We start from the raw sequence: 25,151 nt of genomic DNA, 5'->3' as shown, positions 1-25,151 counted from the left end.
AGCCTGGTGATGCATGGACGTAAACCCGCGAGCCTTGCGCTGCGCGTTGTCTGCCCGATCTCATGCGGCCGGTTTGGCCTGCCAACTGCGCATCCGGCGTGCAAGCGGCCTGTTTTTCCGTCCAGGTCGCCGCGGGCGCAGCGTCTTGTCGGGTGCCCAGGCGTAGCGATGCCGACTTTTGTCCGCACGCGAGTAGCATGTCGACGCTAGAGTCGGCCGGATGCCGGCGAGGGGATAGGCGTTGGAAACGATAATCGTGCTGGTGGCGCTGTTGCTGCTTGCGGTGCCGGTGGGCGTGGTGATCGCGCTGGTATGGATCGCCGGGCTGCGGCGGCGCGTGGATGCGCTGGAACAGCGGCTTGCGCAATGGCAGGCGGGCAGTGCGCCTGCGGCCGATAGGTCGGTCTCTGCGCCGGCCGACGCATGGGGGCAGCCGGGCGACCGCTCCGCATCCGACATGTCCACATCCAGCGCGGCGGCGACCGATGTACCCAATACGCCCGATCGCACCGCGGTGTCTGCGCCCGGGACATCGCTGCCGCCCACACTGCCTGCATACACGCCTGCAGCGTCGGTTGCCGGGCAGACACAACAGGTGCCGCCTGCGTCCAGCTGGCAAGCCCCGTTGCCGTCGGAGCCGCACGCAGCACCACCGCAACCACAGCACCTGCCTGCGCCCCCATCGCAACCGGACCCGATCACGCGCGCCATCGGCGCGGTCAAACGCTGGTTCACCGAAGGCAATGTGCCGGTCAAGGTGGGCATGTTGGTGTTGCTGGCCGGCGTTGCGTCGTTGTTGAAGTACGCCAGCGATCAGGGCTGGATGCGCATGCCGGTGGAGCTGCGCTTGGCCGGCATCAGCGTGCTGGCACTGGCTGGTCTGGTGTTTGGCTGGAAGCAGCGGTTGCAGCGGCCCGGGTTTGCGTTGGCGTTGCAAGGTGGCGCCATCGGCGGCTTGCTGCTGACCGTGTTCGCGGCCTTCAAATTGTATGGCTTGCTGGGTGCCGGTCTGGCGCTGGGCATCAGCGTGGTGCTGATTGCCGGCATGTGCGTGCTGGCGGTGGTGCAGGACTCGCGCACCCTGGCGGTACTGGGTGTGTTGGCGGGCTTCCTCGCGCCGATCTGGCTGTCCACCGGCAGCGGCAATCATGTCGGGCTGTTTTCGTATTACGCCGTGCTCAACGCCGGCATCGTGGCGATTGCGTGGACGCGGCCGTGGCGGATACTCAACCTGCTTGGGTTCGCCTTTACCTTCGGCATCGGCACGCTGTGGGGCGCGCTGCAGTACACCCCTGCAAAATTCGCCAGCACCGAGCCGTTCCTGTTGCTGTTCTTCGCCATGTACGTCGCGATTCCGGTCCTGCATGCGCGGCGCGGCGACGGCAGTGCGGGCAAGCTCATCGATGGCAGCCTGTTGTTCGGCACGCCCTTGGTCGCCTTTGCGTTGCAGGCGCGTTTGCTGGAAGGCGATCGCCTGCCCTTGGCGTTGTGTGCTCTCGCCGTGGCTGCGCTGTATGCAGGCCTGGCGAGCTGGTTGCTGCGGCGTGCCTCCACGCGCTTGCTGGGCCAGGCGCACGCGATGCTGGCCGTGGGGTTTGCGACGTTGGCGGTGCCGTTGGCGTTGTCGGCGCGGGCCACCGCCAGCGTGTTCGCGCTGGAAGGCGTCGGGTTGTTGTGGCTGGGCCTGCGTCAGCAGCGACGCATCCCGCAGGTCAGCGGCGTGGCATTGCAGCTGCTGGCGGCGGTGGGCGTGGCCTTCGGCGTGGATGCGTGGCGCTACGACAGTGTGGCGGTGGCCAATGCCACCTGCATGAGCAGCCTGCTGATCGCCATCGCCGGCTGGGCCAGTGCCTGGTTCCTGCGCGATGCGGGTCATCGGCGGAGCGCGCTGGTGGCGTATCTGTGGGGGCTGGGCTGGTGGACGCTGTGCGGGGTGCACGACATCCTGCGCTTTGCCGGCGATCTGCGCAGCGAGCCGGATCTGCTGCTGGGCTTTGTCGCGCTCAGTGTGTGGCTGGCGGCCGAGGTGCATCGCCGTCGCCCCGCAGCTGCACTGGTCTGGACGGTGATGGCCGGGCTGGCGCTGGCCGCGCCGCTGGCGCTGTGGCAGAGCCACGCGCATACGCAGCCGTTCGCGCACTGGGGCGCCATGGCCTGGCTGGCGTTTGCACTGGCAGGCGCGCGGGCATTGTGGTGCCTGCGCGCGCAGGCCGGCACTGGCGCCGTGGTCGCGCAGTTCATCTGGTGGCTGTTGTGGCCGTTGGTGATGTCGTTGGGGATGGCCTGGTTGGCCGATGCCTTTGCGCTTGCCAATGGCTGGCGCTGCGCCTTGCTGGGGCTGCCGTGGCTCGCCGTGGCAACGGTGGGATTGCTGCGCTGGTCGTGGCTGACCTGGCCGCAAGGGGCGCGCTTCGATCCTGCACGCAGCGGCCTGCTGAGCTGCGTGTTCGCGGTGCTGGGGATCGGTTGGCTGCTGGCATTGCTGGATCCGGTCAGCGCCGCGCCACTGCCGTGGGTGCCCTTGCTCAATCCGGCCGAACTGGCGCAGCTGGCGGTGCTTGCGCTGATTGCGCGCTGGGCGTGGTCGACACACGCGCCGGCGATCCTGCAAGCGCGTCGCGTCACTGCGCTCGGGGTACTGGGTTGGGTGCTGATTACCGGCAGCACCTTGCACAGCGTGCATCACTGGGGCGGTGTGCCGTGGAATGCCGCGCTGGTCGGTGCGACGGTGTCGCAGACCAGCCTGACCATCGTGTGGAGCGTGCTGGGCGTGCTGGGCTGGGTGATCGGCTCGCGTCGCGGGCAGCGCGGGCTGTGGCTGGGTGGTGCCTTGCTGATGGGCCTGGTGCTGGCCAAGCTGGTGCTGGTCGATCGCCAGCATCTGGGCAATCTGCTCGGCATCGGCTCGTTCATGGCCTACGGCCTGTTGTGTACGGTGGTCGGCTATCTGGCGCCGGCGCCGCCGCGTCCGGTGATTGAAGAACGCGTTGCCGAAGACGACGGCGCGGCAAAGGATCAGGCATGAGCAAGAAGCATTGGGGATGGGTGCTGCTGGTACCGCTGCTGGCGCAGGCGGCCGATGTGCGGCAGGACTATCGGCAGCAATGGCCGCTGCAGGTGGCCGGTTCCGACGCCGGCCTCTACCAGCTGACCTTGAGCGAGGCGGTGTATCGCAGCGCGGTCGATGCGGGCCTGGGCGATGTCACGGTGGTCGATGCGCGTGGCGAAGAAATGCCCACCGCACCGCTGCCGGCCGCTGCTGTGCCGGCCGCATCGCGTCGGCAGCGGTTGCCGTTGTTCGCATTGCCTCAAGGAGTCACGCCGGCCAACGGCGATCTGCAGTTGATTGCCGAGCGCGATGCCAGTGGTGCGGTGCGCCGGCTGGAAGGCCGCTTTGCGACCGGTGCGCCAGCAGCCTCCAGCGCCGGCGGCAGCTGGTTGCTCGACGCCAGCGCCCTGCGCGAGCGCCCGCGTGCGTTGTGGCTGGATTGGGAGGGCAATACGCCGGTGCAGGCGCAGTTGCGTGTGGAAGGGAGCGACGACCTGCGCGATTGGCGTGTGCTTGCCTCCGAGGCGACGGTGATGGCCCTGGACAACCAGGCGCAGCGGCTGCAGCAACGCCGGATTGCGCTGGACGACGGCGCGCGCTACCTGCGCATCGTGCCGACGTCGGGCGCCTTGCCGCGGTTGCATGCGGTCGATGCGGAAGTGGATGGCGTGGTCGCTCCTGCCCAACTGGCCTGGCTGGACCTGCAGGGCACTGCACACGAAACCGGCGTGACCTACGTGGTGCCCGGCCGTTTTCCGATCACGCAGCTGGATGTCGGCGGCGGCCTGGCCGAGGCGGTGGAATGGATCGTGGAAAGCCGCGATGCCGACGATGCGCCGTGGCTGCGTCGCGCCGGGCCATGGTTGGCGTATCGGCTGGGCAATGGCGCCTCGCCACCGCAGGGGTTGTCTGCGCCGGTGCGCGATCGTCAATGGCGATTGGTGGCTGCTCAGGGCCGCAGTACTGCGGTGCCGACCCTGCGCGCGGGATATCAGCCGGAGCGGCTGATGTTTCTTGCCCAGGGGCAGCCGCCGTATGCGCTGGTCGCTGGCAGCGCGCGCGTGCACCGTGGCGAGGCGCCACTGGGCTCGATGCTGCAGGCACTGCGGCAGCAGCGGGGGATGCAGTGGCAGCCCGTGCAGGCCAGCATGGCCGTGCAGGCACAGCCGCTTGCCGGCGATGCGGCGCTACAACCGGCCGCCACCCCGCGCGACTGGAGACAGTGGCTGCTCTGGGGCCTGCTGATCGGGGGCGCCCTGCTGGTTGGCGGTTTTGCGGTCAGCCTGCTGCGCAACTCCGGTACGGAGCGGCCGCGCTAACGCTGCGATGTCGTGTGCTTGCCAACCGTGTGCAGGCGATGCGGGTTTGCCGCTTTGCTGCGAAGGCCGGACAATGGGTATCCCCCGTCGCCGAGGCAGCCGCATTGCCCGTCGTGTTCGACCGACCAGAGTTCGCGCCCTCCGCCGTTGCGGCGGCGCCCGCCCAGCGCACCGCCCGGTTGCGGTACGGCGGGCCGATTCCGGGCCCTGATTGCCCGATCCCCGCCGCCAAGGCAGTCGTATTGCCTGTGGTCTCCGAGCCACTGCCGTCCCCGTCTGCCGCACGTGCAATGGCGGCCTGGTGGTGGACGGCGGCGCCCCTTCAAGCTGGCGCAGTAGCGCCATTGCTCCGCGCACAGAGCGTGTACGCACGCGCGGCGCCGTATACCAATCCCCAATCCCGATTCCCTAATCCCCAGACTTAGCGAGCCAAGCCCATGTCCATCGTCCGTATGACCGACCTCGATCTCTCCGGCAAGCGCGTGCTGATCCGCCAGGATCTCAACGTGCCGATCGACAACGGCCAGATCACCTCCGAGCAGCGCATCACCGCCTCGGTGCCCACCATCCAGCTGGCGCTGGAAAAGGGTGCCGCGGTGATGGTCACCTCGCACCTGGGCCGCCCCAAGGAAGGCAGCTGGAGCGAAGAAGATTCGCTGGCGCCGGTGGCCGCACGCCTGACCGCGCTGCTGGGCGTGGACGTGCCACTGGTGCGCGACTGGGTCGACGGCGTGGAGGTGGCGCCGGGCCAGGTGGTGCTGCTGGAAAACTGCCGCATGAACGTCGGCGAGGGCAAGGACGACGAGACCCTGGCGCGCAAATACGCCGCGCTGTGCGATGTGTTCGTCATGGACGCTTTCGGCACCGCGCATCGCGCGCAGGCCTCCACCCATGGGGTGATCCGCTTCGCGCCGGTGGCCGCTGGCGGCCCGCTGCTGATGGCCGAACTCGATGCGCTGGCCAAGGCACTGGACAACCCGGCCAAGCCGCTGCTGGCGATCGTGGCCGGCAGCAAGGTGTCCACCAAGCTGGAGCTGCTGTCCAACCTGGTCAACAAGGTCGACCAGCTGATCGTCGGTGGCGGCATCGCCAACACCTTCATCGCCGCGGCCGGTCATGACGTGGGCAAGTCCTTGAACGAGCCGGATCTGATTCCCACCGCCAACCAGATCGTGGCCGACGCCAAGACGCGCGGCGCCGAGATCCCGCTGCCCACCGACGTGGTCGTTGCCAAGCAGTTCCTGCCCGATGCGCAAGCCACGGTGAAGTCGCTCGATGCCGTCGAGGCGGACGATCTGATCCTGGATATCGGCCCGCAGACCGCGCAGCGCTACGCCGAGCTGATCGCCAAGGCCGGCACGGTGGTGTGGAACGGGCCGGTCGGCGTGTTCGAGTTCGAACCCTTCAGTCACGGCACCGAAACCCTGGCGCGTGCGATCGCCAGCTCCAAGGCGTTCTCGATCGCCGGCGGTGGCGACACCCTGGCCGCGGTGGACAAGTACGACATCGCCAAGGACGTCACCTACATCTCCACCGGCGGCGGCGCGTTCCTGGAATTCCTGGAAGGCAAGACCCTGCCTGCCGTGGCGGCGCTCGAGGCGCGCGGCAAGTGAGTGCAGCCACGCTGTTCTTCGATCTGGACGGCACCCTGGTCGATTCGGAACCGGGCATCGTCGCCAGCATCGCGCACGCCTTCGAGACGGTGGGCCAGCCGCGTCCTTCGCCGCAGACCCTGCGCGCCTGGATCGGCCCACCACTGCGCGACAGCTTCACCGAGTGCTTCCCCGACGACCCGGCGCTGGTGCAACGCGCGCTCGGCGTCTACCGCGAGCGTTACGACGCGGTGGGCTGGACCGAGCTCAGCGTGTTCGACGGCATCGGCGAGGTGGTCGCCGGCCTGCAGCGCGCCGGCCATCGTCTGGCGGTGGTCACCTCCAAGAACGAGCGTTATGCACGCCGCATCGTCGAGCACCTGCCGTTCGGTGCCTGCTTCGAGAACGTGATCGGTGCCAGCGAAGATGGCGAACGCCGCTTCAAGCCGGACCTGATCGCCGAAGCATTGCGTCGTCTGGAGATCGACAAGACCGGCTGCGTGATGATCGGCGACCGGCGCATGGATATCGATGGCGCCAATCACCACGGCATCCATAGCATCGGTGTGTTGTGGGGCTTCGGCGACGAGGCCGAGCTGCGCGCTGCAGGCGCCGGCGCGATTGCGCATACGCCTGCGCAACTGACGCAGCTGATCCACACGTGAGCTCAGCGCACCGACCGTGGCGCTCGCTTGGTCGCCGCCGGTGCGCTGCGCAAGGTGGTTCAACAGATTGCTCTTCACTGCCACCGGGTTAGGGTGGCGGCCGCATCGCGTTGCCCGCTGCAACGCGTGCGTCAACGCACGTACTGTCCCGCACTGTCCGTAAGACATGCCGGAATACGAGGGTGGCTATGCCGCAATGCCATCCTCGGTACGTGACGTGTGTGTTAAGTTTCGCGGCTTTTACAGGGAGGCCATCATGAAAGAACGTCAACGCCGCACCAAGATCCTCGCCACCCTCGGACCGGCAACGGACGCGCCCGGTGTGCTGGACGCTTTGTTCAAGGCGGGCGTCAACGTGGTGCGCCTCAACTTCAGCCACGGCGACCCGTCCGGCCAGGCCAAGCGCGCCGCCGAAGTGCGCGCCGCCGCTGCGCGCGCCGGTGCCGAAGTGGGCATCCTGGCCGACCTGCCGGGCCCGAAGATCCGTATCGAACGCTTTGCCGAGGGCAAGATCAAGCTGACCATGGGCGAGCGCTTCGACCTGGTGGCCGATGCCAATGCGCCGGCCGGCGACCAGCACCAGGTGGGCGTGAGCTACCTGGGCCTGCCGCAGGACGTGGTGGCCGGCGACGTGCTGCTGCTCGACGATGGCCTGGTGCAGCTGCAGGTCACCGACGTGCAGGGCGCGCGCATCGTCACCACTGTGCTCAATGACGGCGTGCTGTCCGACCGCAAGGGCTTGAACAAGCAGGGCGGCGGTCTGTCGCTGGGCGCGCTGACCGAGCGCGACAAGGAGCTGATCGGCATCGTCGCCAAGATCGGCGTGGACTTCATCGCGGTATCGTTCTGCCGCAATGCGCAGGACATGCACGATGCGCGTCAGATCGCCCAGCAGCACGGCTGCGATGCGCAGCTGGTGTCCAAGATCGAGCGCACCGAAGCGATCGAGAACCTGGTCGAAATCGTCGAAGCCTCCGACGTGGTGATGGTGGCGCGCGGCGATCTGGGCGTGGAAATCGGCGATGCCGAATTGCCGGGCCTGCAGAAGAAGATCATTCGCGAGTCGCTGGCGCAGAACAAGGTGGTGATCACCGCCACGCAGATGCTGCAGTCGATGGTCGAAAGCCCGATCCCGACCCGCGCCGAAGTGCTGGACGTGGCCAATGCGGTCATCGACGGTACCGATGCGGTGATGTTGTCTGCCGAGACTGCCGCCGGTGCCTATCCGGTCCGCGCGGTGGAAGCGATGGCACGCATCTGTCTCGGCGCCGAGCACCAGTTCGAATTCGATACCGACTTCGAAGCGGCGCAACGCAATCTGCAGCGCGCCGACCAGGCGATCGCCATGGCGACCATGTTCCTGTCCGAGCACATCGGTCTGGGCGGCGTGGTGGCGTTGACCGAATCCGGCGGCACGCCGCGCTTCCTGTCGCGCTTCCGCTCCAACATGCCGATCTACGCCTTCACCCGTCACGATGGCGCGCGTCGTCAGATGGCGATGATGCGCGGCGTGTTCCCGATCAGCTTCGACAGTCGTGGCCTGACCCCGCGCGAAGCCGCCCGCGCGGCGATCCGCCTGCTGGTGGAAAACGAGCGCATGGGCCCGGGCGACCGCGTGGTGTTCACCAGCGGCGAGCACATGGAAATGCACGGCGCCACCAACACGCTGCGTCTGCTGGAAGTGGGTGAAGACGGCCGCGCGACCGGCCTGGGCGAGCTGTAATCCCTGTCGACGGTATCCGGCGCATGACCTGAGCCGGAAGACGTCACATGCAACGGCGGCCCCAGGGCCGCCGTTTTGCTGTGTGGAGATGCCGGGCGCGGGCAAGCGCTCGGCCCTGGTCTGATTGGTGCTAACGGCGGTCTCCTGCGAATGCCCGGTCCGCGCAACATCGCCGCCGCGCTGCCTGGCGGCTGGTAGGACGCGCCATGTGTGTCGCAAGGCGAAACCTGCCCACGACGGCGATTCCTTTTTCAGGCCCGTCGACGGAACGAAGGGATGGCGAACGACGCGCGGTGTGACCGGATCGGTGACGACGAAGGAGGTGCTCGGCGTCACGTTGGTAGCGCATGCCGCAGGCAGCTCCATGCAACAGACCAACACCCGCAAACGCCAGCCAACGCATGCGTGGCGCATGTTCAACCTCATTGGCGTAATGCATCAGCACCGCAAGCAACAAGCTGCACGTCATGCTCAGCTTTGACGAATCCCGAATCCCGAATCCCGAATCCCGAATCCCGAATCCCGAATCCCGAATCCCGAATCCCGAATCCCGAATCCCGCGATGCGCGTCGCGCCACACATCCTGTCACGCAGGCAAGGTGTAATCGGTTGCAGGCATTCCGTGAAGGAATGTGTACGACTTTCGTCGCTATACTTTCGTTCTCCCCCGCAGCTGCCACAGGAACTACATGAGCATCGAACAGCTTGCCGAAACCGCCCAGGCCATGGTCGCCCCGGGCAAGGGCATCATCGCCATCGACGAATCGACCAGCACGATCGCCAAGCGTTTTGCCAGCGTCGGCATCGAGAATATCGAAGAAAACCGTCGCGCCTACCGCGAACTGCTGCTGACCACGCCCAAGCTGAGCGATTACATCTCCGGCGCCATCCTGTTCGACGAGACCATCCGTCAGAAGACCAAGGACGGCGTGCCGTTCGCCAAGTACATGGCCGAGCACGGCATCATCCCGGGCATCAAGGTCGACAAGGGCGCGCAGCCGCTGGCCGGCATGCCGGGCGAACTGGTCACCGAAGGTCTGGACGGCCTGCGCGCGCGTCTGGAGGAGTACTACACGCTGGGCGCGCGTTTCGCCAAGTGGCGTGCGGTCATCAATATCGGCGAAGACATCCCGTCCGGCACCTGCATCGAGGCCAACTCGCATGCGCTGGCGCGTTATGCGGCGCTGTGCCAGGAGCAGGGCCTGGTGCCGATGGTCGAGCCGGAAGTGATCATGGACGGCAACCACGACATCGAGACCTGCTACGAGGTCACCGAAGCCACGCTGCGTTCGCTGTTCGGCGCGCTGTATGAGCAGAACGTCGTGCTCGAAGGCACCATCCTGAAGGCTTCGATGGTCATCTCCGGCAAGGGCTGCGAAGAGCAGGCCAGCGTGGAGGAAGTGGCCGAGTCCACCGTGATGTGCCTGAAGTCGACCGTGCCGGCGATCCTGCCGGGTATCGTGTTCCTGTCCGGCGGCCAGACCGACGAGCAGTCCACCGCCCACCTCAACGAAATGCACCAGCTTGGCAACCTGCCGTGGCCGCTGAGCTTCTCCTACGGCCGCGCGATGCAGCAGGCTGCGCTGAAGCTGTGGGCCAAGGACATGACCGGCAACTTCGCCAAGGCGCAGCAGATCATCTATGAGCGCGCCAAGGAAAATGGCCTGGCCGCGCTGGGCAAGTGGAAGGGCTGATCGGTTGATCGCGGCTGCAGGGCCGCGTCGTCCGTAAACCAGAACGCCGGCAGCGATGCCGGCGTTTTTTATTGCATGTCCACGCGCGGATCGACTGAGCTGTGGGTCGGCCCGGAGCAGCGCATTGAGATAACTGCGCGGACGTGGGCGGGGGCCGCCGCTCCCGGGTTGGCATGCACGATGCGGATACGGTGTCTGCTGCGCCCGTCTGCCGGCCTGCGATGCCCACCTACGATGGTTTGTTTGCGCTCCCGGTGCGATAGGGCAATGCATGCCATGCATCGAGTTAGCTGCACAGCGTTCGCTGCACATCGATTGTCTGGGTCGAGGGACGATGCAACGCGAGTTGCCAAAACGCAACGAGCGCCTTGCGGCGCTCGTCAGTGCAAGCTGCAGGACAGGGCGATCAGGCAGCGGCGGTGTCCTGCGTTGCCAGTGCCTGCTGATATGCCTTGTAGGTCGCCTCGTTATAGGCCACCAGCACGATGTGCTTGGGCACCTTGTGCGAGCGCTGCCAGTCGCGCGTTTCAGTGACCGCAATCCGTGCAGCCTGGTACAGCGGATAGCCGTAGATGCCGCAGCTGATGGCCGGGAACGCGATCGAATGCAGCATCATCTGCTCGGCAAGCTTGAGCGACTGCCAATAGCAGTTGGCCAGCTGCTCAGGCTCGTTGTGCTTGCCGTCGCGCCATACCGGCCCGACGGTATGAAATACATGCCGCGCCTTCAGGTCGAACCCGTCGGTGATGCGGATTTCGCCGGTGGGGCAGCGCACGCCCGGGCGCACCTGCGGCAACGCCTCGCACGCTTGCAGCAGGCGCGGGCCGGCGGCACGGTGGATGGCGCCATCGACGCCACCACCGCCCAGCAGTGATTCGTTTGCGGCGTTGACGATGACGTCAACGTCCAGTTCGGTGATGTCGCCTTGCCAGACTTCGATTCTCATGGCGCGATAGTTATGGGATTTGAATGATGAACGCGTGATGGGGTCAGGCGTCGCGGAGCCCCACGCTAGGGGCCATTCATCTCACCCGCTGCGACAGCCGCGAACGGCGCTGAAGGCGCAGCAAGGATCGACCGACAGCGCGGCTTTCCGGCGAAACAGGCGCGCCAGCGATTGGAATAATTTATCGCCGGCGCAAGGGTGTTGCCGGCGCCCATGACGGTCAGGTCGGCATCGCATCGCGACCCGGCGCGTCCGGTGCGTGCGCCTCAGAGCCAGCGGCGCACGCGCGTGCGGTACTCGCTGTAGGCACGGCCGAATTCGGCGTGCAAGCGGCCTTCTTCGAACGGGATCAGGTAGAACTGCAGCCCCAGCCACGGTAGCGGCAACAACAGCACGCCCCACAGATATCCCATCTGCACGGTCAGGCCCAGATAGCTGAGGATCAGGGCCAGATACATCGGGTTACGGGTGAAGCGGTATGGCCCGGTGAGCACCAGCCGCGAGGGCTGGCCGCTCGGCAGGATGGTGGTGCGACGGCGCGCAAACAGCACAAAGCAGTTCACCGCAAGCGCAAGTCCCAGGCAGGCAACGATGCCGCCGAGCAGTTCGATCCAGGCCAACAGCTCCGGCGGCGGCAACGGCAGGTCGAACCGCCGCTGCAGCCAGGCACCCAGGGCCAGCGTCACAGCGAAGTGCACGGGCGAGGTGATCATCACCAGCCACGGCGCGCGTGCGTTGCGCGTGCCGCCGTGTCCGTACGATTGCTTGCTCACCACACTCTCCCTGCAGAACGGCGGACATCCTAACGTTTCCTTGACACGTAGGGGAATGCATCACCGCAACGCAATGTGTGGCCGGGAGCGAGGTATGGCAGCGGGACTGGAGGCAGGAACATCGAGTCCGGTGCGGCGCGTTGCGAGCGCGTTCCGGGGTTGGCGTGCGCTGGTCTGAAGCAATACCGTGCCCAGCACGGCCGGACATCCACGTTTGCCGGTCACCGCCACACCCACCTCGTCATTGCTCCATCGCCGTGCAAGGGCGGGTACGCGCGGCATTGCCGTCGCACTTGGAGCCATCGTGCCGGTATCGATTGGCTGGCGCGGCGCGTTTCGATTGCAGACCCGCCATCAGGGCCTGGGGGCAGCGCCCGATGTGCGGCAAGGATGCGGTGCGGTGCCTGGCGCTGATGACGCTGCGCAGGCACTGCTGCAGCTGGCTGACGTGTTGTGCCCGGTTCGTCTGCTGACGTTACCTCTCAACCCGGGTTCGTCACGGCGGCGCAAGGCCGATTGCGTTCGGCAGCTGGGAAGCCCGGCATGTGGTCCGCACTGCGCGGCACTGCTGTGTGCGTAACCGCAGCCGGGCGATGCGAAGTGGCCGCGGCGACAAGGCGCGCAGGACCATGCTTGGGCCTGCCGAACGAATGCGCTTGCCGGGTGGCTGGTCGCGGATAAAAAAGGCCGCGCCAGATGCGCGGCCTTCCAATGCCACCAACCAGCCGATCAGGGCAGGCCAGCCAGCCAGTCGTCGTCCGAGCCTTCGTTGATGTCGGCAAACAGCGGGGTGGAGAAGTAGCGCTCGCCGGTGTCGGGCAGCATCGCCAGGATCACCGCGCCTGGAGCGGCGGATTCGGCCACGCGTAACGCAGTGGCGACAGTGGCGCCGCCGGAGATGCCGGTGAAGATGCCTTCCTCGGCGGCCAGCCGGCGTGCGATGGTGATCGCGTCGGTGTCTTCCACGCTCAGCACTTCGTGCGCGACCTCGCGATTGAGCACGTCGGGCACGAAGTCCGGGGTCCAGCCCTGGATCTTGTGCGGTTTCCAGTCCTGGCCCTGCAGTAACGCCGCACCGGCCGGTTCGCTGGCGGTGATGCGCACTTCCGGGCGCGCCACGCGCAGCACTTCGCCCACGCCGGTGAGCGTGCCGCCGGTGCCCCAGCCGGTGACGAAATGGTCCAGCCGGTGGCCGGCGAAGTCGCGCAGGATTTCGGCGGCGGTGGTGTTGCGGTGGTAGGCCGGGTTGGCCGGGTTGGCGAACTGGCTGGCCAGGAACCAGCCATGTTGCTCGGCCAGTTCCTTGGCCTTGCGCACCATGCCGCTGCCGCGCTCGGCGGCTGGGGTCAGGATGACCTTGGCACCGTAAGCGCGCATCAGCTTGCGGCGCTCGATGGAGAAGGTTTCCACCATGGTGGCGACGAACTTGTAGCCGCGTGCGGCGGCGACCATGGCCAGCGCCACGCCGGTGTTGCCGGAGGTGGCTTCGACAATGGTGTCGCCGGGCTTGAGCAGGCCGCGCTGCTCGGCGTCCAGGATGATCGCCAATGCCAGGCGGTCCTTGACCGAGCCGCCGGGGTTGAACGATTCCACCTTGACGTACAGGGACACGTTGCCCGGGGCGAGGCGGTGGAGTTTGACCACCGGGGTGCGGCCGATGGTGTCGAGGATGTTGTCGTACAGGGCCATGGGGTCTCCGTCGGATCAGGCTGCGTGGGCCAGTGTGGGCGTGTCGGGCGTTGCGATGGGTGAGTGTGGCAGCGTCGCGCTCACCGGCGTGGCGCCAAACCAGTGCAGCGCTGGCGCCAGTGCGGTCACTTCGCCCAGGATCAACAAGGCGGGCGCCTGCACCTGCAACTGCCGCGCGGTGCTGGCCAGGGTGGCGAGCGTGCCGGTGATCACCCGTTGCTGCGGGCGCGAGCCGTTTTCCACCAGTGCGAATGGCGTGGTCGGCGCGCGGCCGGCCTGCAGCAGGCGCTGCTGGATGCCGTCCAGGCCCGCCACGCCCATGTAGAACGCCAGGGTCTGGCGCTCCTGGCCCAGCGCCTGCCAGTCCAGCGTGTCCAGCGAATCCTTGCAGTGCGCGGTGATCAGGCGCAGCGACTGCGCGTGATCGCGATGGGTGAGCGGGATGCCGGCATACGCGGCGCAGGCGAGGGCGGCGGTGATGCCGGGGACAACCCGAAAGCCGATGCCATGCGCGCGCAGGAATTCCAGCTCTTCGCCGCCGCGGCCGAACACGAACGGGTCGCCACCTTTGAGCCGCACCACCCGACGTCCGGCGCGGGCATGTTCCAGCATCAGCGCATGGATCTGTTCCTGGCGGGTGCTATGGCCTTGCGCAGCCTTGCCGACTTCCACGCACAACGCATCGCGACGAGCCAGTTGCAGGATCTGGGGGCTGACCAGGCGGTCGTACAGCACCACCTCGGCCTGCCGCAGTGCGCGCATGGCGTGGCGCGTGAGCAGGCCGGGGTCGCCTGGGCCGGCACCGACCAGGGTCACGCTGCCGGGAGAGAGCGGGGCGATACCGGTCTGCGGCGCGGGGGAGGGTGCCGAGGCAGTTGCAGATGCGGTCGGTGCCGCATTGTGGGTCAACAGGCGGTGGCGGCTTGCTGCGGCGCGCAGGGCATCGTTGGGGTGCGGCTGCTCGCTGGCGGCGATGGTGAGCCAGACCGGGGAATCCGGCAGCGCCAGCCAGGCCGGCTCGAAGTGGCCGGGCAGCCACCGGATCCGCCCAGCCTGCGCCCACTGCTGCAACTGTGGGGTCAGTTGCGGGGCGCCGACCAGCGGCAGCGCACCGGCCTGCAGCAGGTTGGCGGTGGCGCGTTCGGCATCGGCACCGCCACCGACCACCAGGACGGCACGGCCACGCAGGTCGGCAAGAAGCGGGAACACAGAGGTCACGGACCGGGAGCATCGAAGGGAGGGCCAGACCGTAACGCCGGCTTATAGCTGTCGGAAATGACTTCATGCGTCCTAAAAATAGCGTTCGGTTATAAGCTGGCCCGCCGAACTCCTCTACAGTCGATGTCCTTGTAGCGCCTCGCGCTTTTTTGGATATAAGCCCATGACGCTGACCCAACTTCGCTACCTGGTGGCCATCGCCGATGCCGAGCTGAACATCACGCTGGCGGCCGCGCGCGTGCACGCCACCCAGCCCGGCCTGTCCAAGCAGCTCAAGCAGCTGGAAGACGAGCTGGGCTTCCTGTTGTTCGTGCGCAAGGGCCGCAGCCTGGACGCGGTGACGCCGGCCGGGGTGGAGGTCATCGAACGCGCACGTGCGGTGCTGTCGGAAGCCAACAACATCCGCACCTACGCGGCCAATCAGCGCCGCGAAAGCCAGGGCCAGTTGACCCTGACCACCACCCATACCCAGGCGCGCTTCGTGCTGCCGCCGGCGGTGGCGCAGATCAAGCACGCCTACCCGCAGGTGAGCGTGCATCTGCAGCAGGCGGCCGAAAGCGCGGCGCTGGACCTGCTCAGCCAGGGCGATGCCGATATCGCGGTGGTCAGCACCGCCGGCGGCGAGCCCAGTGCCGGCATCGCGGTGCCGCTGTATCGCTGGCGGCGACTGGTGATCGTGCCGCGCGGGCATGCGCTGGACACGCGGGTGGCGCCGGACATGCAGGCGCTGTCTGGGCACCCGCTGATCAGCTACGAATCGTCCACCCGGCCGGGCTCGTCGCTGCAGCGGGCGTTCGCGCAGGTCGGGCTGGAGCCGAGCATTGCGTTGACCGCGCTGGATGCGGACCTGATCAAGACCTATGTGCGCGCCGGGCTCGGCGTGGGGCTGGTGGCCGAAATGGCGGTCAACGCCAATGACGAAGACCTGCGCGCCTGGCCGGCGCCGGTGCCGATTGCCGAATGCATCGCCTGGGCGGTGCTGCCGCGCGACCGCGTGCTGCGCGATTACGCGCTGGATCTGGTGCATGTGCTGGCGCCGCAGATCGACAAGCGCGACCTGCGACGCGTGCTGGATGGCAACCAGGCGCCGAACTGGCCGCTGCCGCCGACCTGGGAATCGCTGACCCAGACCATCACCAGTTGAGCGCCACGCGATGACCGAGCCAGCACGCCCGCCGCTCAGCAGACTCTGGTCGCCCGAACCCGATGGCGGCATGTCGTTGCAACTGTCGGCCAACATCGACGGGCGCGAGCACGCCGTGCTGACGGTGCTGGCGGACCCGCAGGACGAATCGCTGTGGGTGGCGCTGCAAGCCGGCGCAATGCCGGTGCAGATTCCGTTGGCGGTGTTGCGTCAGGCACTGGAAGTGGCCGCAGAAGACGTGCATTCGGCGGCGTGGTTTGCGCAGCAGGGGGATGAGGCCGGGATTGGCGAGTAGGGATTCGCGATTCGTCTAGCGGTCTCTGCCACGTCGTGGTGGTGCGTTGGGCGCGTTACGTGTTGTTGTGTCCGCTAACGTGCATGTTGCACTGCAACGTAGAGTTGCCCAAAAATCCTCTTTTCCCTCAATGCCATACGTGCGCCGATCGGTGCGTGGCGCTGCGTGCTGTCAGTGATTCTCCCTACGCGTGTCGGGGCCGGCTTCGCGGCGTTGTCGTCACCCATCAAGTTGGGCGCGGCGCTGTCGTAAATCCTTATAGCAACTATGACGCGACATCTCGGACGTCTAGGGGTGGACGGCGCAGGACCGGCGATGCAGGTATCGCATCACCGGTTTGATCAAGGGGTGTCGTAGAGGGTTGCTAGCGCTGTCGCATCACTGTTGCGCGAGGCTGCGCACAACGCGACTGGCGCACCCGGGTCCCTGGGGAGAGGCCTGGCGTGTTTGGCGGCGGATCCGGGTCGGGAGCCCGGGTCCGCCTTTTTTTTGCCGAAACGAGCGCAGTGCACGGCAGTTGCCGAACCTGGTTGGCCGCTACTGACACGCGTCGGAATGCCCGGCTCAGCGCCGGCGATATGGTGTGCGGCAGGCTGCCGCCTGATTGCCTGGACGCGCGGTCGCCCATCGTCGTGCAGCCGCGCGCGAACGCGTCAAGCCAGTGGAATGCGTACCGAAAAACAGGTGCCGCCTTCCGACCGCGGCCGCACCGTCACCTCGCACCCCAGCGTCTCGGCGGTGCGGTGCACGATCCATAGCCCGATGCCCAGACCATCGCTGCGCGGGTCCGCCTGGCGAAACGCCTGGAAGACCTGCTCGGGCTGTTCCAGATTCAAGCCGATGCCACTGTCGATGATCTCCACCACCGCATAACCGGGCCGGCGGCGGGTGCCGACCAGCACGCGTCCACGCTCGGTGTATTTGATGGCGTTGCCGACCAGGTTGCCGATCAGGGTGGTCAGCAAGGTGGGGTGGCTGACCACGCGCAGCGAGGTCGGCACGTGGCGCAGCGCCAGGCACTTGTCGATGGCCGGCTGGCGCCAGACGCCCAGCACCGAGTGCAGCACGTCTTCCAGCTGCAGCGGCTGCATGTCCGGCATGGCGGCCTTGCTGGCGGCTGCCAGCGTGGCCAACTCGTCCAGGTGGCGCCCGACCTGGCTGATCGCATCGCGCGCCGTCACCAGGGTCGGAATGGAATCGACGTTGGCATGCCGGCGCATCTTGTCGATGGCATAGGCGGCCGTGCGCAGCGGGGTCTTCAGATCGTGCCCGGCAATGGCCATCAGGCGGCTGCGGTAGCGGTCGGATTCTTCCGCGATCAGCAGCGCGCGGCGCAATTCCAGCTGCGCCATGGTCTGGCGTGCGAGCGCGCGCAGGGCTTCGACCTGTTCGTCGGTGAGCTTGCGCGGCTGGCGGTCGAGCACGCAGACGGTGCCCAGCGGCAGGCCGTCCGGCGTCTTCAACAGCGCGCCGGCATAGAAGTACAGCGGCGCCTCGCCGGTGACCAGCGGGTTGCGCGAAAAGCGGCTGTCTTCGCGCGTGTCGGGCACCACCAGTACGTCGCTGTCGAGCAGCGCATGCGCGCACATCGACTTGAACAGCGGCGTCTGGCGCTCGCCCATCCCGAGCTCGCTCTTGAACCACTGGCGGTCCGCATCCACCAGGCTGATCAGGGCGATCGGGGTCTGGCAGATGATCGACGCCAGCCGGGTAATGTCCTCGAAGGCGGCCTCGCGCGGCGTATCGAGGATGCCGTAGCTGCGCAGCGCCTGGAGGCGCAGCGCCTCGCTGGGCGGCTTGGGCGCGCAGGGAAGTGGCTCGGCCGCTGGATCGGACAGGACGGTGCTCATGCGCGCGCAGGATGAATGGGACGACGTGCAAGCATAGGGCATGGCGGCTCCCCGCACGTAGGCCCGTTCGGATGCATCGATGGAACTGTGACTGCCGGCCTGGACAATGGATTGAGGTGATGGCTTGCGCGTCATCGCCCGGGACGTGGTCGCGAGCCGGCGGGACAGCGATGGTCGACAAGCTCCAGGCGATGCCGGTTCGCGCAGATGCCTGCACCGGTGTGGGGTGCGACATCCTGTCGCGCACCGGCCGCGCCCATCGCTCGCGCCGACACGGCGGCTTACACTGCGCCGATGTCCCCGGCCCATCGCCATCGCCTGCTGCACCTGCTCGCCTGCCTGGCAGTGGCACTGATGCTGGTGGCGCCGTTGATCAGCCGCTGGAGCCAGGCACGCGCGCCCGAGCCGATGTGCATGAGCGGCCCGGCGCCTGCCGCTGCTGCAGGGCATGCGGGCCACGCGCCGGCGCAAGCGCACGGCGCGATGTCTCCGGATCACGCCATGGCCGGCGCCATGCACCATGCCGGCGACCATGACACCGCGCTGCATGGCGAAGCCTGCGACTACTGCATGCTGGCCGCACGCCTGCTGCCCTGGCTGGCGCTGCTGGTGCTGTGTCTGCTGCCGCGACGCCCCGTGTCGATGCCGTTGCCGGCGACGGTGCGGGCATGGTCGGCCTTGCACTGGCCCGCGCTCGGAGCGCGTGGGCCACCGTTGTCCGCCTGAGCCTTGTCCCGTTGCGGGCGTCCGTTCTGCTGCGGCCTGTCTGCGCTTGATGCGTTGGCGCGCCTGCGCAGACGCGATGGACGACGCATTTTTTGAATGAAGCCGGTGCTCGCCCTGTGGGGGCGGCGTGCGGCTGCATTGCCGTGGTGACGCGGCAAAGGGTTGGTTATGCGTTTGCGGTTGTCGAAAACGATGTGGTACGCGCCGTCGTTGGCGCTGGTGTGCGGTCAGGCCTGCCAGGTACAGGCGCAGGATGCCGCGCTGACACTGGGCAAGGTGCAGGTGAGCGAGCACGCACAGCGCACCCCGAGTACGGCGCGCGTGCTGAGTTCGGTCGATGTGATCGGTGGTGCGCTGCTGCACGATCAGCACGTGGATTACAGCTGGGAACTGTTGATGCGCGCGCCCGGCGTGCAGGTGACCCAATTCCGCATGGGGACCGATGCAGGGCGGTTTTCGTTCCGCGGCTTCAACGGCGAGGGACGGATCAACGCGGTCAAGCTGCTGATCGACGGCATCCCCAGCAACGATAACGCCGGTGGCATGCCGTATCTGGATGCGGTGTTTGCGCAGGACATCAGCGCCATCGAAATCGTGCGCGGCACCAACGATGCGCGGTACGGCCTGAACGCCATCGCCGGCAGCGTGGATGTGCTGACCCGCACCGGTGGCAACGATGGCCGCCTCAGCGTCACCGCCGGCAGCTTCGGTGCGCGCGAGGTGCAACTGGGCAAGGGCTGGGAGCGGGGCCCGTGGAGCCAGAACTATGTGCTGGCCTGGCGCGATTCCGATGGGTATCGCGATCACGCCGATGCGCGCAAACGCAGCGTGGCCGGCAAGTGGTTCTATACCGACCCGGATGGCGCCTTCCGTGCCGGGCTGACCACGCGCTACTACGACAACCACGCGCTGGAGGCGGGGTATCTGGATGCGGCCAGTGCGCGTGCGGCGCCGCGCAGTTCGCCTGCGTATGCGCAGGACGATCGCAGCGAACGCCGTGTGCGTCAGACCGCCTTGCACGCCGATGGCACGCTGGGTGCCGATGCGCAGTGGAGCGCCAAGGCCTACCAGAACGACTACCGCAATCAACGCTGGGTACGGTTTTCCGCAGCCGGCCTGCAGCAGGAACGCGACACCGCTGAAACCCATCGCGGCGTGCTGCTGCGTGGCAACTGGCAGCCCGGCTGGGGCATGTGGAACGCGGCGCTGGAAGCCGGCGCCGATGCGCAGTGGCAAGACAACCGGTCGCAGCGCTACCGCACCATGGCACGCGTGCGCGGCGCACAACTGCGCGACTGGAACTACGATCTGCACACTCGCGGTGCCTATGTGCAGGCCGTGCTGCGCCCGGTCGACCGTTTGCAACTGGTGCCGGGGTATCGCATCGATCGTGTCGATGGAACCTTGCATGACGTGCTGGCCGGCGTGTGGGCGCCGACCTATGACTACGGCACCATCAAGCAGCCCAAGTTCAGCGCGAGCTATCGTGTTGGCGAACAGGGTAGCGTGTACGCCAACTGGGGACGCACCTTCCAGATCGGTAGCGGCGATGGTGCGTATCGTCGCCAGCCGGGCAATCTCGGGCCATCGATCAACGATGGCTGGGAAACCGGCTTCAAATTCGCGCCGTCGGCACTGCTGGATGGGCGGGTGGCGTATTGGGAACAACGCGCGTCCGGCGAGGTGGCCACCATTCTCGGCGTCAACGGCGTGGCCGGCATCGGCGATGTGGCCAATGTCGGCCGGACGCTGCGGCGCGGGTGGGATGCACAACTGAATCTGCAACCGGCCGAACACTGGCGTGCGTGGATGTCGTATTCGCGTCAGAAGGCCAGCATCGCCACGCCCGACCCCAGCGCGCCGGCCACGCGCGGCAAGGAGATCGAAAACGTGCCGCACTGGCTGGCTACCGCCGGGCTGGAGTGGCAGGTGAGTGCAGCGGTGCAGCTCAGCGCCTGGGGCAACGCGCAGGGCGATTATTACCTGGAGCGCAGCAATACCCTGGGCCGCACCGGTGGCTATGCCTTGCTCAATCTTGGCGCGCGTTGGAACCTGGATGCGCGTAATGCACTCAGCGTGCAGCTACGCAATGTCACCGATCGCGCCTATGTGTATGCGTGGTACGACAGCGGCAGTTCCGGCTATTCGCCGGGTGATGGCCGCGCGCTGTCGGTGTCCTGGGATTGGAGCTTCTGATGCGCACACGCACGGGGACTGCCAGCGTCGACCTGGCGCCGGGCGATGGTCGCTGGCGGTTCTATCGCGCGGTGTGGCGCTGGCATTTCTATGCCGGGCTGCTGGTGCTGCCTTTCATCATCTGGCTGGCGCTGACGGGTGCGGCATTCTTGTATCAGGACGCCATCGATCGCACGGCGCACCACGGTTTGAAAGTGGTGCCGGTGGGCGCGGCGCGCGCGTCTGCACAGCACCTGGTGGAGGTCGCGCAGCGCGACGGTGGCGGCACGTTGTTCCGCTACACCACGCCCAAACGTGCCGATGCCAGTGCAGAGATTGGCCTGGTAGATGCGCAGGGCACGCGCAGGGTGGTGTATGTGGACCCGTATCGCATGCGTACGTTGGGCAGCTTGCCCGAGCACGGCACCCTGGCCTGGACGATTCGGCGGCTGCACAGTCTGGAGTTGATCGGCCCGTTCGCACGGGGCCTGATCGAAATGGCGGCGGGGTGGGCGATCGTGCTGGTGCTCACCGGTGTGTACCTGTGGTGGCCGCGCGGGCGGCGCGGTGGGGTGGTCAACGTCCGTGGCACGCCGAAACAGCGGCTGTTCTGGCGCGACCTGCATGCGGTGACCGGTGCCGGCGTGGGGGCGGTCCTGGTGTTTCTGGCGCTGACCGGCATGCCGTGGTCGTGGCTATGGGGAGCGCAGGTCAATCGCTGGGCCAACGGGCACGACTTCGGCTATCCGGCCGGCCTGCGCGTGCAGCAGCCGATGTCGGAGCAACGCTTATCCGAAACCACCGATCCGGCGTGGTCGTTGCGGCAGGCACGTCTGCCGGAGTCCGCGTTGCCTGCGGCTGGTGCGCTGGACGAGCGATGGCAGGACGGGCAAGCGGACGGGCCGCGCGCAGCTGCGGTGCACGCGGCCGATCCTCACCCCAACCCCGGCTCCAGCTCTGCGCCCCGGTCCGTGCCAGCAGCGCGGGCGCGCCAAGGCGCGCAAGCAGTGTCCTCGAGCCCCGAGGGGAGAGCGGCTGGCTTCCATCCGGCTCATTCAGAACATTCAGAACATTCAGAACATTCAGAACATTCAGAACAACCGGGGCAACCGGAGCAACCGGAGCAACCGGAGCATTCAAGCCAGTCAGACCAATCCGTCCATGCAGCGCACGGTGGCGCCGGCAGTGTCGCTGCGCCAGGGAGGGGCGCGATGGGACTGGATGCGGCGATGGCGCGGTTCGATGCGCTCGGTATTGCGCCGGGGTATAGCGTGTCGCCGCCGCGTGGCGCGCGTGGTGTGTATACGGCTTCGGTTTACCCCGCCGATCTGCAGCAGCAGCGGGTGATCCATCTGGATCAGTACAGCGGTGCGGTGCTGCTGGACATGCACTACCGCGATTACGGGCCGGTGGGGCGCGCGCTGGAATGGGGCATCAATGTGCATCTGGGCCAGCAATACGGCACTGCCAATCAGTTGATCCTGTTGTTCGCCTGCGCGGCGATCGTGCTGTTGTGCGTCAGTGCCGCGGTGATGTGGTGGAAGCGGCGGCCGGTGGGTGGGGTGGGCGTGCCGCCCTTGCCCGCCGACCCACGCACCCTGCGCGGGTTGCTGGTGCTGCTGGTGCTGTGCGGGTTGCTGTTTCCGTTGGTGGGGCTGTCGCTGCTGCTGATGTGGCTGTTCGATCGTTACTGGATACAGCGCTCGCAAGCGGACGCTGCGGCGTGATGTGGTGGCTGCGTGTGCAGCCACCACTCAAATGTCCTCGTGAATCCCGCACTCGCGCTTGAGGCCGAAAAAGCGGGTGTCTTCTTCGCGCATGCCCGGTTCCCAGCGGCGGGTGGTGTGGAAGTCGCCGATCGAGACGTAGCCTTGCTCCCACAGCGGGTGATACGGCAGGTCGTGCGCCTGCAGGTATTGCCACACATCGCGGTCGGTCCAGTCGGCGATCGGGCTGATCTTGTAGCGGTCGCCGCGCTTCTGCACGATCGGCGTCTGCGCGCGTCCGCCGGACTGGCTGCGGCGCAGGCCGGTGAACCAGGTGCCGACATTGAGCTCGTCCAGTGCGCGGCGCATCGGTTCGACCTTGCGCAGGTTGTTGTACTGGTCGATGCCGACCATGCCCTGTTCCCACAACCGGCCATGGCGCGCTTCCATCCAGGCGCGGCTGACCAGCGGGCGATACACCTTGAGGTTGAGCTTGAGCCGGTCGGCCAGCGCATCGGCAAAGCGGTAGGTCTCCGGAAACAGGTAGCCGGTATCGACCAGGATCACCGGAATGTCCGGGCGCTGCTGGGTGAGCAGATGCAGCGTGACCGCCGATTGCGCGCCGAAGCTGGACGACAGCGCGGCGTCCTGCGGACCATGTTGAAGCGCCCACGCCACGCGCTCGTCGGCGCGCAGGCTTTCCAGTTGCGCGTTGAGCCCGTCCAGGTCATCCAGCGCGGAAGAGGTGATCGATGCAGCGGGCAGCGCGGTCATGCGAGCAATTCCAGGTCGAGGTGACGGTGCGTGGGGTAGGGCGGCAGTGCGATCAGTCCACTGCGGTGCAGGAAATCGCCGAAGCCTTCGTCGCCGGCCTGGTCGCGTTCTGCGGCGTAGCGGGCCAGTAACGGGTCCAGCGCGGCCAGGATCTCCGGCTCGGCGATGTTTTCGCGATACAGGGTATTCAGACGCTGGCCGCGACGGTCGCCGCCCAGCATCAGGTTGTAGCGACCGGGCGCCTTGCCCACCAGTGCGATCTCGGCCAGATACGGGCGCGAACACCCATTGGGGCAACCGGACAGGCGCAGCACGATGGGGGTGTCGGCCAGCCCGTGCTGCTGCAACAGCGGCTGCAGCGCAGCGCTGAAATCGGGCAGGTAGCGCTCTGCCTCGGCCATCGCCAGGCCGCAAGTCGGCAGTGCCACGCAGGCCATCGCACCGCGTGCCAGCGCGGTGGCGGCATGGTTGCCCGCATCCAGCGCGTACTGCGCAACCAGCGAATCGATCTGCGCGCGCTGCGGCGCAGGTATACCGGCGATGACCAGATTCTGGTTGGGCGTCATCCGGAACTCGCCCACGTTCAATTGCGCAATCGCGCGCAGCCCGCTCAGGTGCGCGCCGGTTTCGGTGTCGGCAATGCGCCCGGCCGGCAGCGACAGGGTCAGATGCCACAGGCCGTCGTCGCCTGCGACCCAGCCATAGCGGTCGCCGTTGTGCTCGAACGCGAACCTTTGCGCAGGCTGCAGCGAAAAACCGGCGCGACGTTCGATCTCGGCCACGATGGTGTCCAGGCCGTGATCGTCGATGGTGTACTTGAAGCGCGCGCGCTTGCGCACCGCGCGGTTACCCAGATCGCGCTGGGTGGTGACCACCGCGGTCGCGAGCTCCAGCAATTGATCGCGGGTCACGAAACCAATGACGTTGGCCACGCGTGGCCAGGTTTCCGCGTCGCCATGGCTGGCGCCCATGCCGCCACCGATGCTGACGTTGTAACCGAGCAGCTCGCCGTCGCGCAGGATGGCAATGAAGCCCAGGTCGTTGGCGAACACGTCCACGTCGTTGAGCGGCGGGGCGGCGAAGCCGATCTTGAACTTGCGCGGCAGATAACGATCGCCGTAGATCGGCTCGTCTTCGCTGCCGGAACCGGAGACGCGTTCCTCGTCCAGCCAGATTTCGTAGTACGCACGGGTATTGGGCAACAGGTGCTCGGACACGCGCGCGGCATCGGCGTACAGCGTGGCATGGGCCTGCGACAACAAGGGGTTGGCCGCAACCTGCACGTTGCGATTGACGTCGCCGCAGGCCGCCAGCGTATCGACCAGGGTGGCGTTGATCGCCTGCATGGTCGCCTTGAGTTCGCGCTTGATCACGCCATGGAACTGGAACGCCTGGCGGGTGGTGATGCGCAGCGAATGGTTGGCGTAACGGGTGGCGATGCCATCCAGCGCCAGCCACTGGCTGGGCGAGATCACCCCACCCGGCGTACGCGTGCGGATCATGAACTGATACGCCGGTTCGAGCTTCTGCCGACGCCGCTCATCGCGGATATCGCGATCGTCCTGCTGGTAGCTGCCGTGGTACTTGATCAGCGTCTGATCGTCCTCGCGCAGCGCCCCGGTCACCGCATCGGCCAGGCTCTGCTGCAGCGATCCGCGCAGACGGCGACTTTCGGATTTGATGTCTTCGACGGAGTGGCTCATGACGGGATTCGGCATTCGTGATTGGGGATTGGCAAAGACAAGCAACAAGCAGCACCACGACAACACGCAGACCGACGGAGCCCGCCGTTACGAATCCCCAATCCCAACTC

The 25,151-nt window shown here is 67.1% G+C and carries 19 protein-coding genes; 12 read left to right on the top strand and 7 right to left on the bottom strand.

Translation table 11 applies throughout. The annotated features are described in order from the left end of the window. Positions 1-241 precede the first annotated feature (241 nt). The 7 genes from FHY18_RS13915 (at position 242) to FHY18_RS13885 (ending at position 10,042) form a co-directional block, all read left to right on the top strand. Entirely contained in the window at positions 242-3,025 is a 2,784-nt protein-coding gene (locus FHY18_RS13915) for a DUF2339 domain-containing protein (RefSeq protein ID WP_259156080.1), read from the top strand. Further along, positions 3,022-4,368 carry a DUF3999 domain-containing protein gene (locus tag FHY18_RS13910; RefSeq protein ID WP_259156079.1) on the top strand — a complete coding sequence of 449 codons (1,347 nt, stop codon included), beginning with the start codon at positions 3,022-3,024 and terminating at the stop codon, positions 4,366-4,368. Before FHY18_RS13915 ends, FHY18_RS13910 begins: the two co-directional genes overlap by 4 nt. Positions 4,369-4,805: 437 nt before the next feature. Then, a complete protein-coding gene (locus tag FHY18_RS13905) occupies positions 4,806-5,981 on the top strand; it encodes a phosphoglycerate kinase (protein WP_259156078.1) in 1,176 nt (391 codons plus the stop codon). After that, positions 5,978-6,625, top strand: a complete 648-nt coding sequence (locus tag FHY18_RS13900) for an HAD family hydrolase (protein ID WP_259156077.1) — start codon at positions 5,978-5,980, stop codon at positions 6,623-6,625. The genes FHY18_RS13905 and FHY18_RS13900 overlap by 4 nt, the downstream gene beginning before the upstream one ends. A 256-nt stretch (positions 6,626-6,881) precedes the next feature. Then, the gene (pyk, locus tag FHY18_RS13895) at positions 6,882-8,348 is read left to right on the top strand and encodes a pyruvate kinase (RefSeq protein WP_259156076.1); all 1,467 of its coding nucleotides are present in this window, start codon (positions 6,882-6,884) and stop codon (positions 8,346-8,348) included. Between the two features lie 295 nt (positions 8,349-8,643). After that, positions 8,644-8,829: a hypothetical protein gene (locus tag FHY18_RS13890; protein ID WP_259156074.1), complete on the top strand. Its 186-nt coding sequence runs from the start codon at positions 8,644-8,646 to the stop codon at positions 8,827-8,829. Positions 8,830-9,037: 208 nt separating this feature from the next. Beyond that, entirely contained in the window at positions 9,038-10,042 is a 1,005-nt protein-coding gene (locus FHY18_RS13885) for a class I fructose-bisphosphate aldolase (protein WP_104612028.1), read from the top strand. A 406-nt stretch (positions 10,043-10,448) separates the two neighbouring features. Here the strand turns inward: FHY18_RS13885 and FHY18_RS13880 are convergent, their stop codons facing one another. The 4 genes from FHY18_RS13880 to cobA form a co-directional block, all read right to left on the bottom strand. Next, positions 10,449-10,988 (bottom strand): O-acetyl-ADP-ribose deacetylase, encoded by a 540-nt coding sequence (locus FHY18_RS13880; protein ID WP_259156071.1) that lies wholly within the window; start codon positions 10,986-10,988, stop codon positions 10,449-10,451. A 266-nt stretch (positions 10,989-11,254) separates the two neighbouring features. Beyond that, positions 11,255-11,761, bottom strand: coding sequence for an isoprenylcysteine carboxylmethyltransferase family protein (locus FHY18_RS13875; RefSeq protein WP_259156069.1), 507 nt, complete (start codon positions 11,759-11,761; stop codon positions 11,255-11,257). Positions 11,762-12,490: 729 nt separating this feature from the next. Further along, complete coding sequence (gene cysK, locus FHY18_RS13870) at positions 12,491-13,450, bottom strand: cysteine synthase A (RefSeq protein ID WP_259156067.1); 960 nt, start codon at positions 13,448-13,450, stop codon at positions 12,491-12,493. A gap of 15 nt (positions 13,451-13,465) precedes the next feature. Continuing rightward, the gene (gene cobA, locus FHY18_RS13865) at positions 13,466-14,668 is read right to left on the bottom strand and encodes a uroporphyrinogen-III C-methyltransferase (RefSeq protein WP_259156066.1); all 1,203 of its coding nucleotides are present in this window, start codon (positions 14,666-14,668) and stop codon (positions 13,466-13,468) included. 163 nt (positions 14,669-14,831) lie between these two features. Here cobA and FHY18_RS13860 point away from each other — a divergent pair, with 163 nt between their 5' ends. Next, the gene (locus FHY18_RS13860) at positions 14,832-15,812 is read left to right on the top strand and encodes a LysR family transcriptional regulator (protein WP_259156064.1); all 981 of its coding nucleotides are present in this window, start codon (positions 14,832-14,834) and stop codon (positions 15,810-15,812) included. A gap of 10 nt (positions 15,813-15,822) precedes the next feature. Further along, a complete protein-coding gene (locus tag FHY18_RS13855; RefSeq protein ID WP_259156063.1) occupies positions 15,823-16,107 on the top strand; it encodes a hypothetical protein in 285 nt (94 codons plus the stop codon). A 653-nt stretch (positions 16,108-16,760) separates the two neighbouring features. Here FHY18_RS13855 and FHY18_RS13850 read toward each other — a convergent pair. Further along, complete coding sequence (locus tag FHY18_RS13850; RefSeq protein WP_259156062.1) at positions 16,761-17,957, bottom strand: GAF domain-containing sensor histidine kinase; 1,197 nt, start codon at positions 17,955-17,957, stop codon at positions 16,761-16,763. A gap of 294 nt (positions 17,958-18,251) precedes the next feature. Here FHY18_RS13850 and FHY18_RS13845 point away from each other — a divergent pair, with 294 nt between their 5' ends. The 3 genes from FHY18_RS13845 (at position 18,252) to FHY18_RS13835 (ending at position 22,585) form a co-directional block, all read left to right on the top strand. After that, positions 18,252-18,683, top strand: a complete 432-nt coding sequence (locus tag FHY18_RS13845) for a DUF2946 family protein (protein ID WP_259156061.1) — start codon at positions 18,252-18,254, stop codon at positions 18,681-18,683. Between the two features lie 192 nt (positions 18,684-18,875). Then, on the top strand, positions 18,876-20,879 hold the full coding sequence (locus FHY18_RS13840; protein WP_259156060.1) for a TonB-dependent receptor: 2,004 nt from the start codon (positions 18,876-18,878) through the stop codon (positions 20,877-20,879). Further along, the gene (locus tag FHY18_RS13835; RefSeq protein ID WP_259156059.1) at positions 20,879-22,585 is read left to right on the top strand and encodes a PepSY domain-containing protein; all 1,707 of its coding nucleotides are present in this window, start codon (positions 20,879-20,881) and stop codon (positions 22,583-22,585) included. The genes FHY18_RS13840 and FHY18_RS13835 overlap by 1 nt, the downstream gene beginning before the upstream one ends. Before the next feature lie 27 nt (positions 22,586-22,612). Here the strand turns inward: FHY18_RS13835 and FHY18_RS13830 are convergent, their stop codons facing one another. Both FHY18_RS13830 and cysI read right to left on the bottom strand, forming a co-directional pair. After that, positions 22,613-23,338, bottom strand: a complete 726-nt coding sequence (locus tag FHY18_RS13830; RefSeq protein ID WP_259156058.1) for a phosphoadenylyl-sulfate reductase — start codon at positions 23,336-23,338, stop codon at positions 22,613-22,615. Next, the gene (gene cysI / locus FHY18_RS13825; protein WP_259156057.1) at positions 23,335-25,056 is read right to left on the bottom strand and encodes an assimilatory sulfite reductase (NADPH) hemoprotein subunit; all 1,722 of its coding nucleotides are present in this window, start codon (positions 25,054-25,056) and stop codon (positions 23,335-23,337) included. The genes FHY18_RS13830 and cysI overlap by 4 nt, the downstream gene beginning before the upstream one ends. Positions 25,057-25,151 lie beyond the last annotated feature (95 nt).

The sequence above is a fragment of the Xanthomonas sp. 3793 genome (assembly GCF_024806835.1).
GTDB lineage: Bacteria > Pseudomonadota > Gammaproteobacteria > Xanthomonadales > Xanthomonadaceae > Xanthomonas > Xanthomonas arboricola_F.
The sequence above is the reverse complement of the archived record's forward strand: the minus strand, read 5'-3'. Positions and strand labels throughout refer to the sequence as shown.

Coding starts and splice junctions, on each gene's coding strand:
- FHY18_RS13910 (WP_259156079.1), top strand. CDS start 3,022: ATGAGCAAGAAGCATTGGGGATGGGTGCTGCTGGTACCGCTGCTGGCG.
- FHY18_RS13905 (WP_259156078.1), top strand. CDS start 4,806: ATGTCCATCGTCCGTATGACCGACCTCGATCTCTCCGGCAAGCGCGTG.
- pyk (WP_259156076.1), top strand. CDS start 6,882: ATGAAAGAACGTCAACGCCGCACCAAGATCCTCGCCACCCTCGGACCG.
- FHY18_RS13885 (WP_104612028.1), top strand. CDS start 9,038: ATGAGCATCGAACAGCTTGCCGAAACCGCCCAGGCCATGGTCGCCCCG.
- FHY18_RS13880 (WP_259156071.1), bottom strand. CDS start 10,988: ATGAGAATCGAAGTCTGGCAAGGCGACATCACCGAACTGGACGTTGAC.
- cysK (WP_259156067.1), bottom strand. CDS start 13,450: ATGGCCCTGTACGACAACATCCTCGACACCATCGGCCGCACCCCGGTG.
- FHY18_RS13860 (WP_259156064.1), top strand. CDS start 14,832: ATGACGCTGACCCAACTTCGCTACCTGGTGGCCATCGCCGATGCCGAG.
- FHY18_RS13855 (WP_259156063.1), top strand. CDS start 15,823: ATGACCGAGCCAGCACGCCCGCCGCTCAGCAGACTCTGGTCGCCCGAA.
- FHY18_RS13850 (WP_259156062.1), bottom strand. CDS start 17,957: ATGAGCACCGTCCTGTCCGATCCAGCGGCCGAGCCACTTCCCTGCGCG.
- FHY18_RS13845 (WP_259156061.1), top strand. CDS start 18,252: ATGTCCCCGGCCCATCGCCATCGCCTGCTGCACCTGCTCGCCTGCCTG.
- FHY18_RS13840 (WP_259156060.1), top strand. CDS start 18,876: ATGTGGTACGCGCCGTCGTTGGCGCTGGTGTGCGGTCAGGCCTGCCAG.
- FHY18_RS13835 (WP_259156059.1), top strand. CDS start 20,879: ATGCGCACACGCACGGGGACTGCCAGCGTCGACCTGGCGCCGGGCGAT.
- FHY18_RS13830 (WP_259156058.1), bottom strand. CDS start 23,338: ATGACCGCGCTGCCCGCTGCATCGATCACCTCTTCCGCGCTGGATGAC.
- cysI (WP_259156057.1), bottom strand. CDS start 25,056: ATGCCGAATCCCGTCATGAGCCACTCCGTCGAAGACATCAAATCCGAA.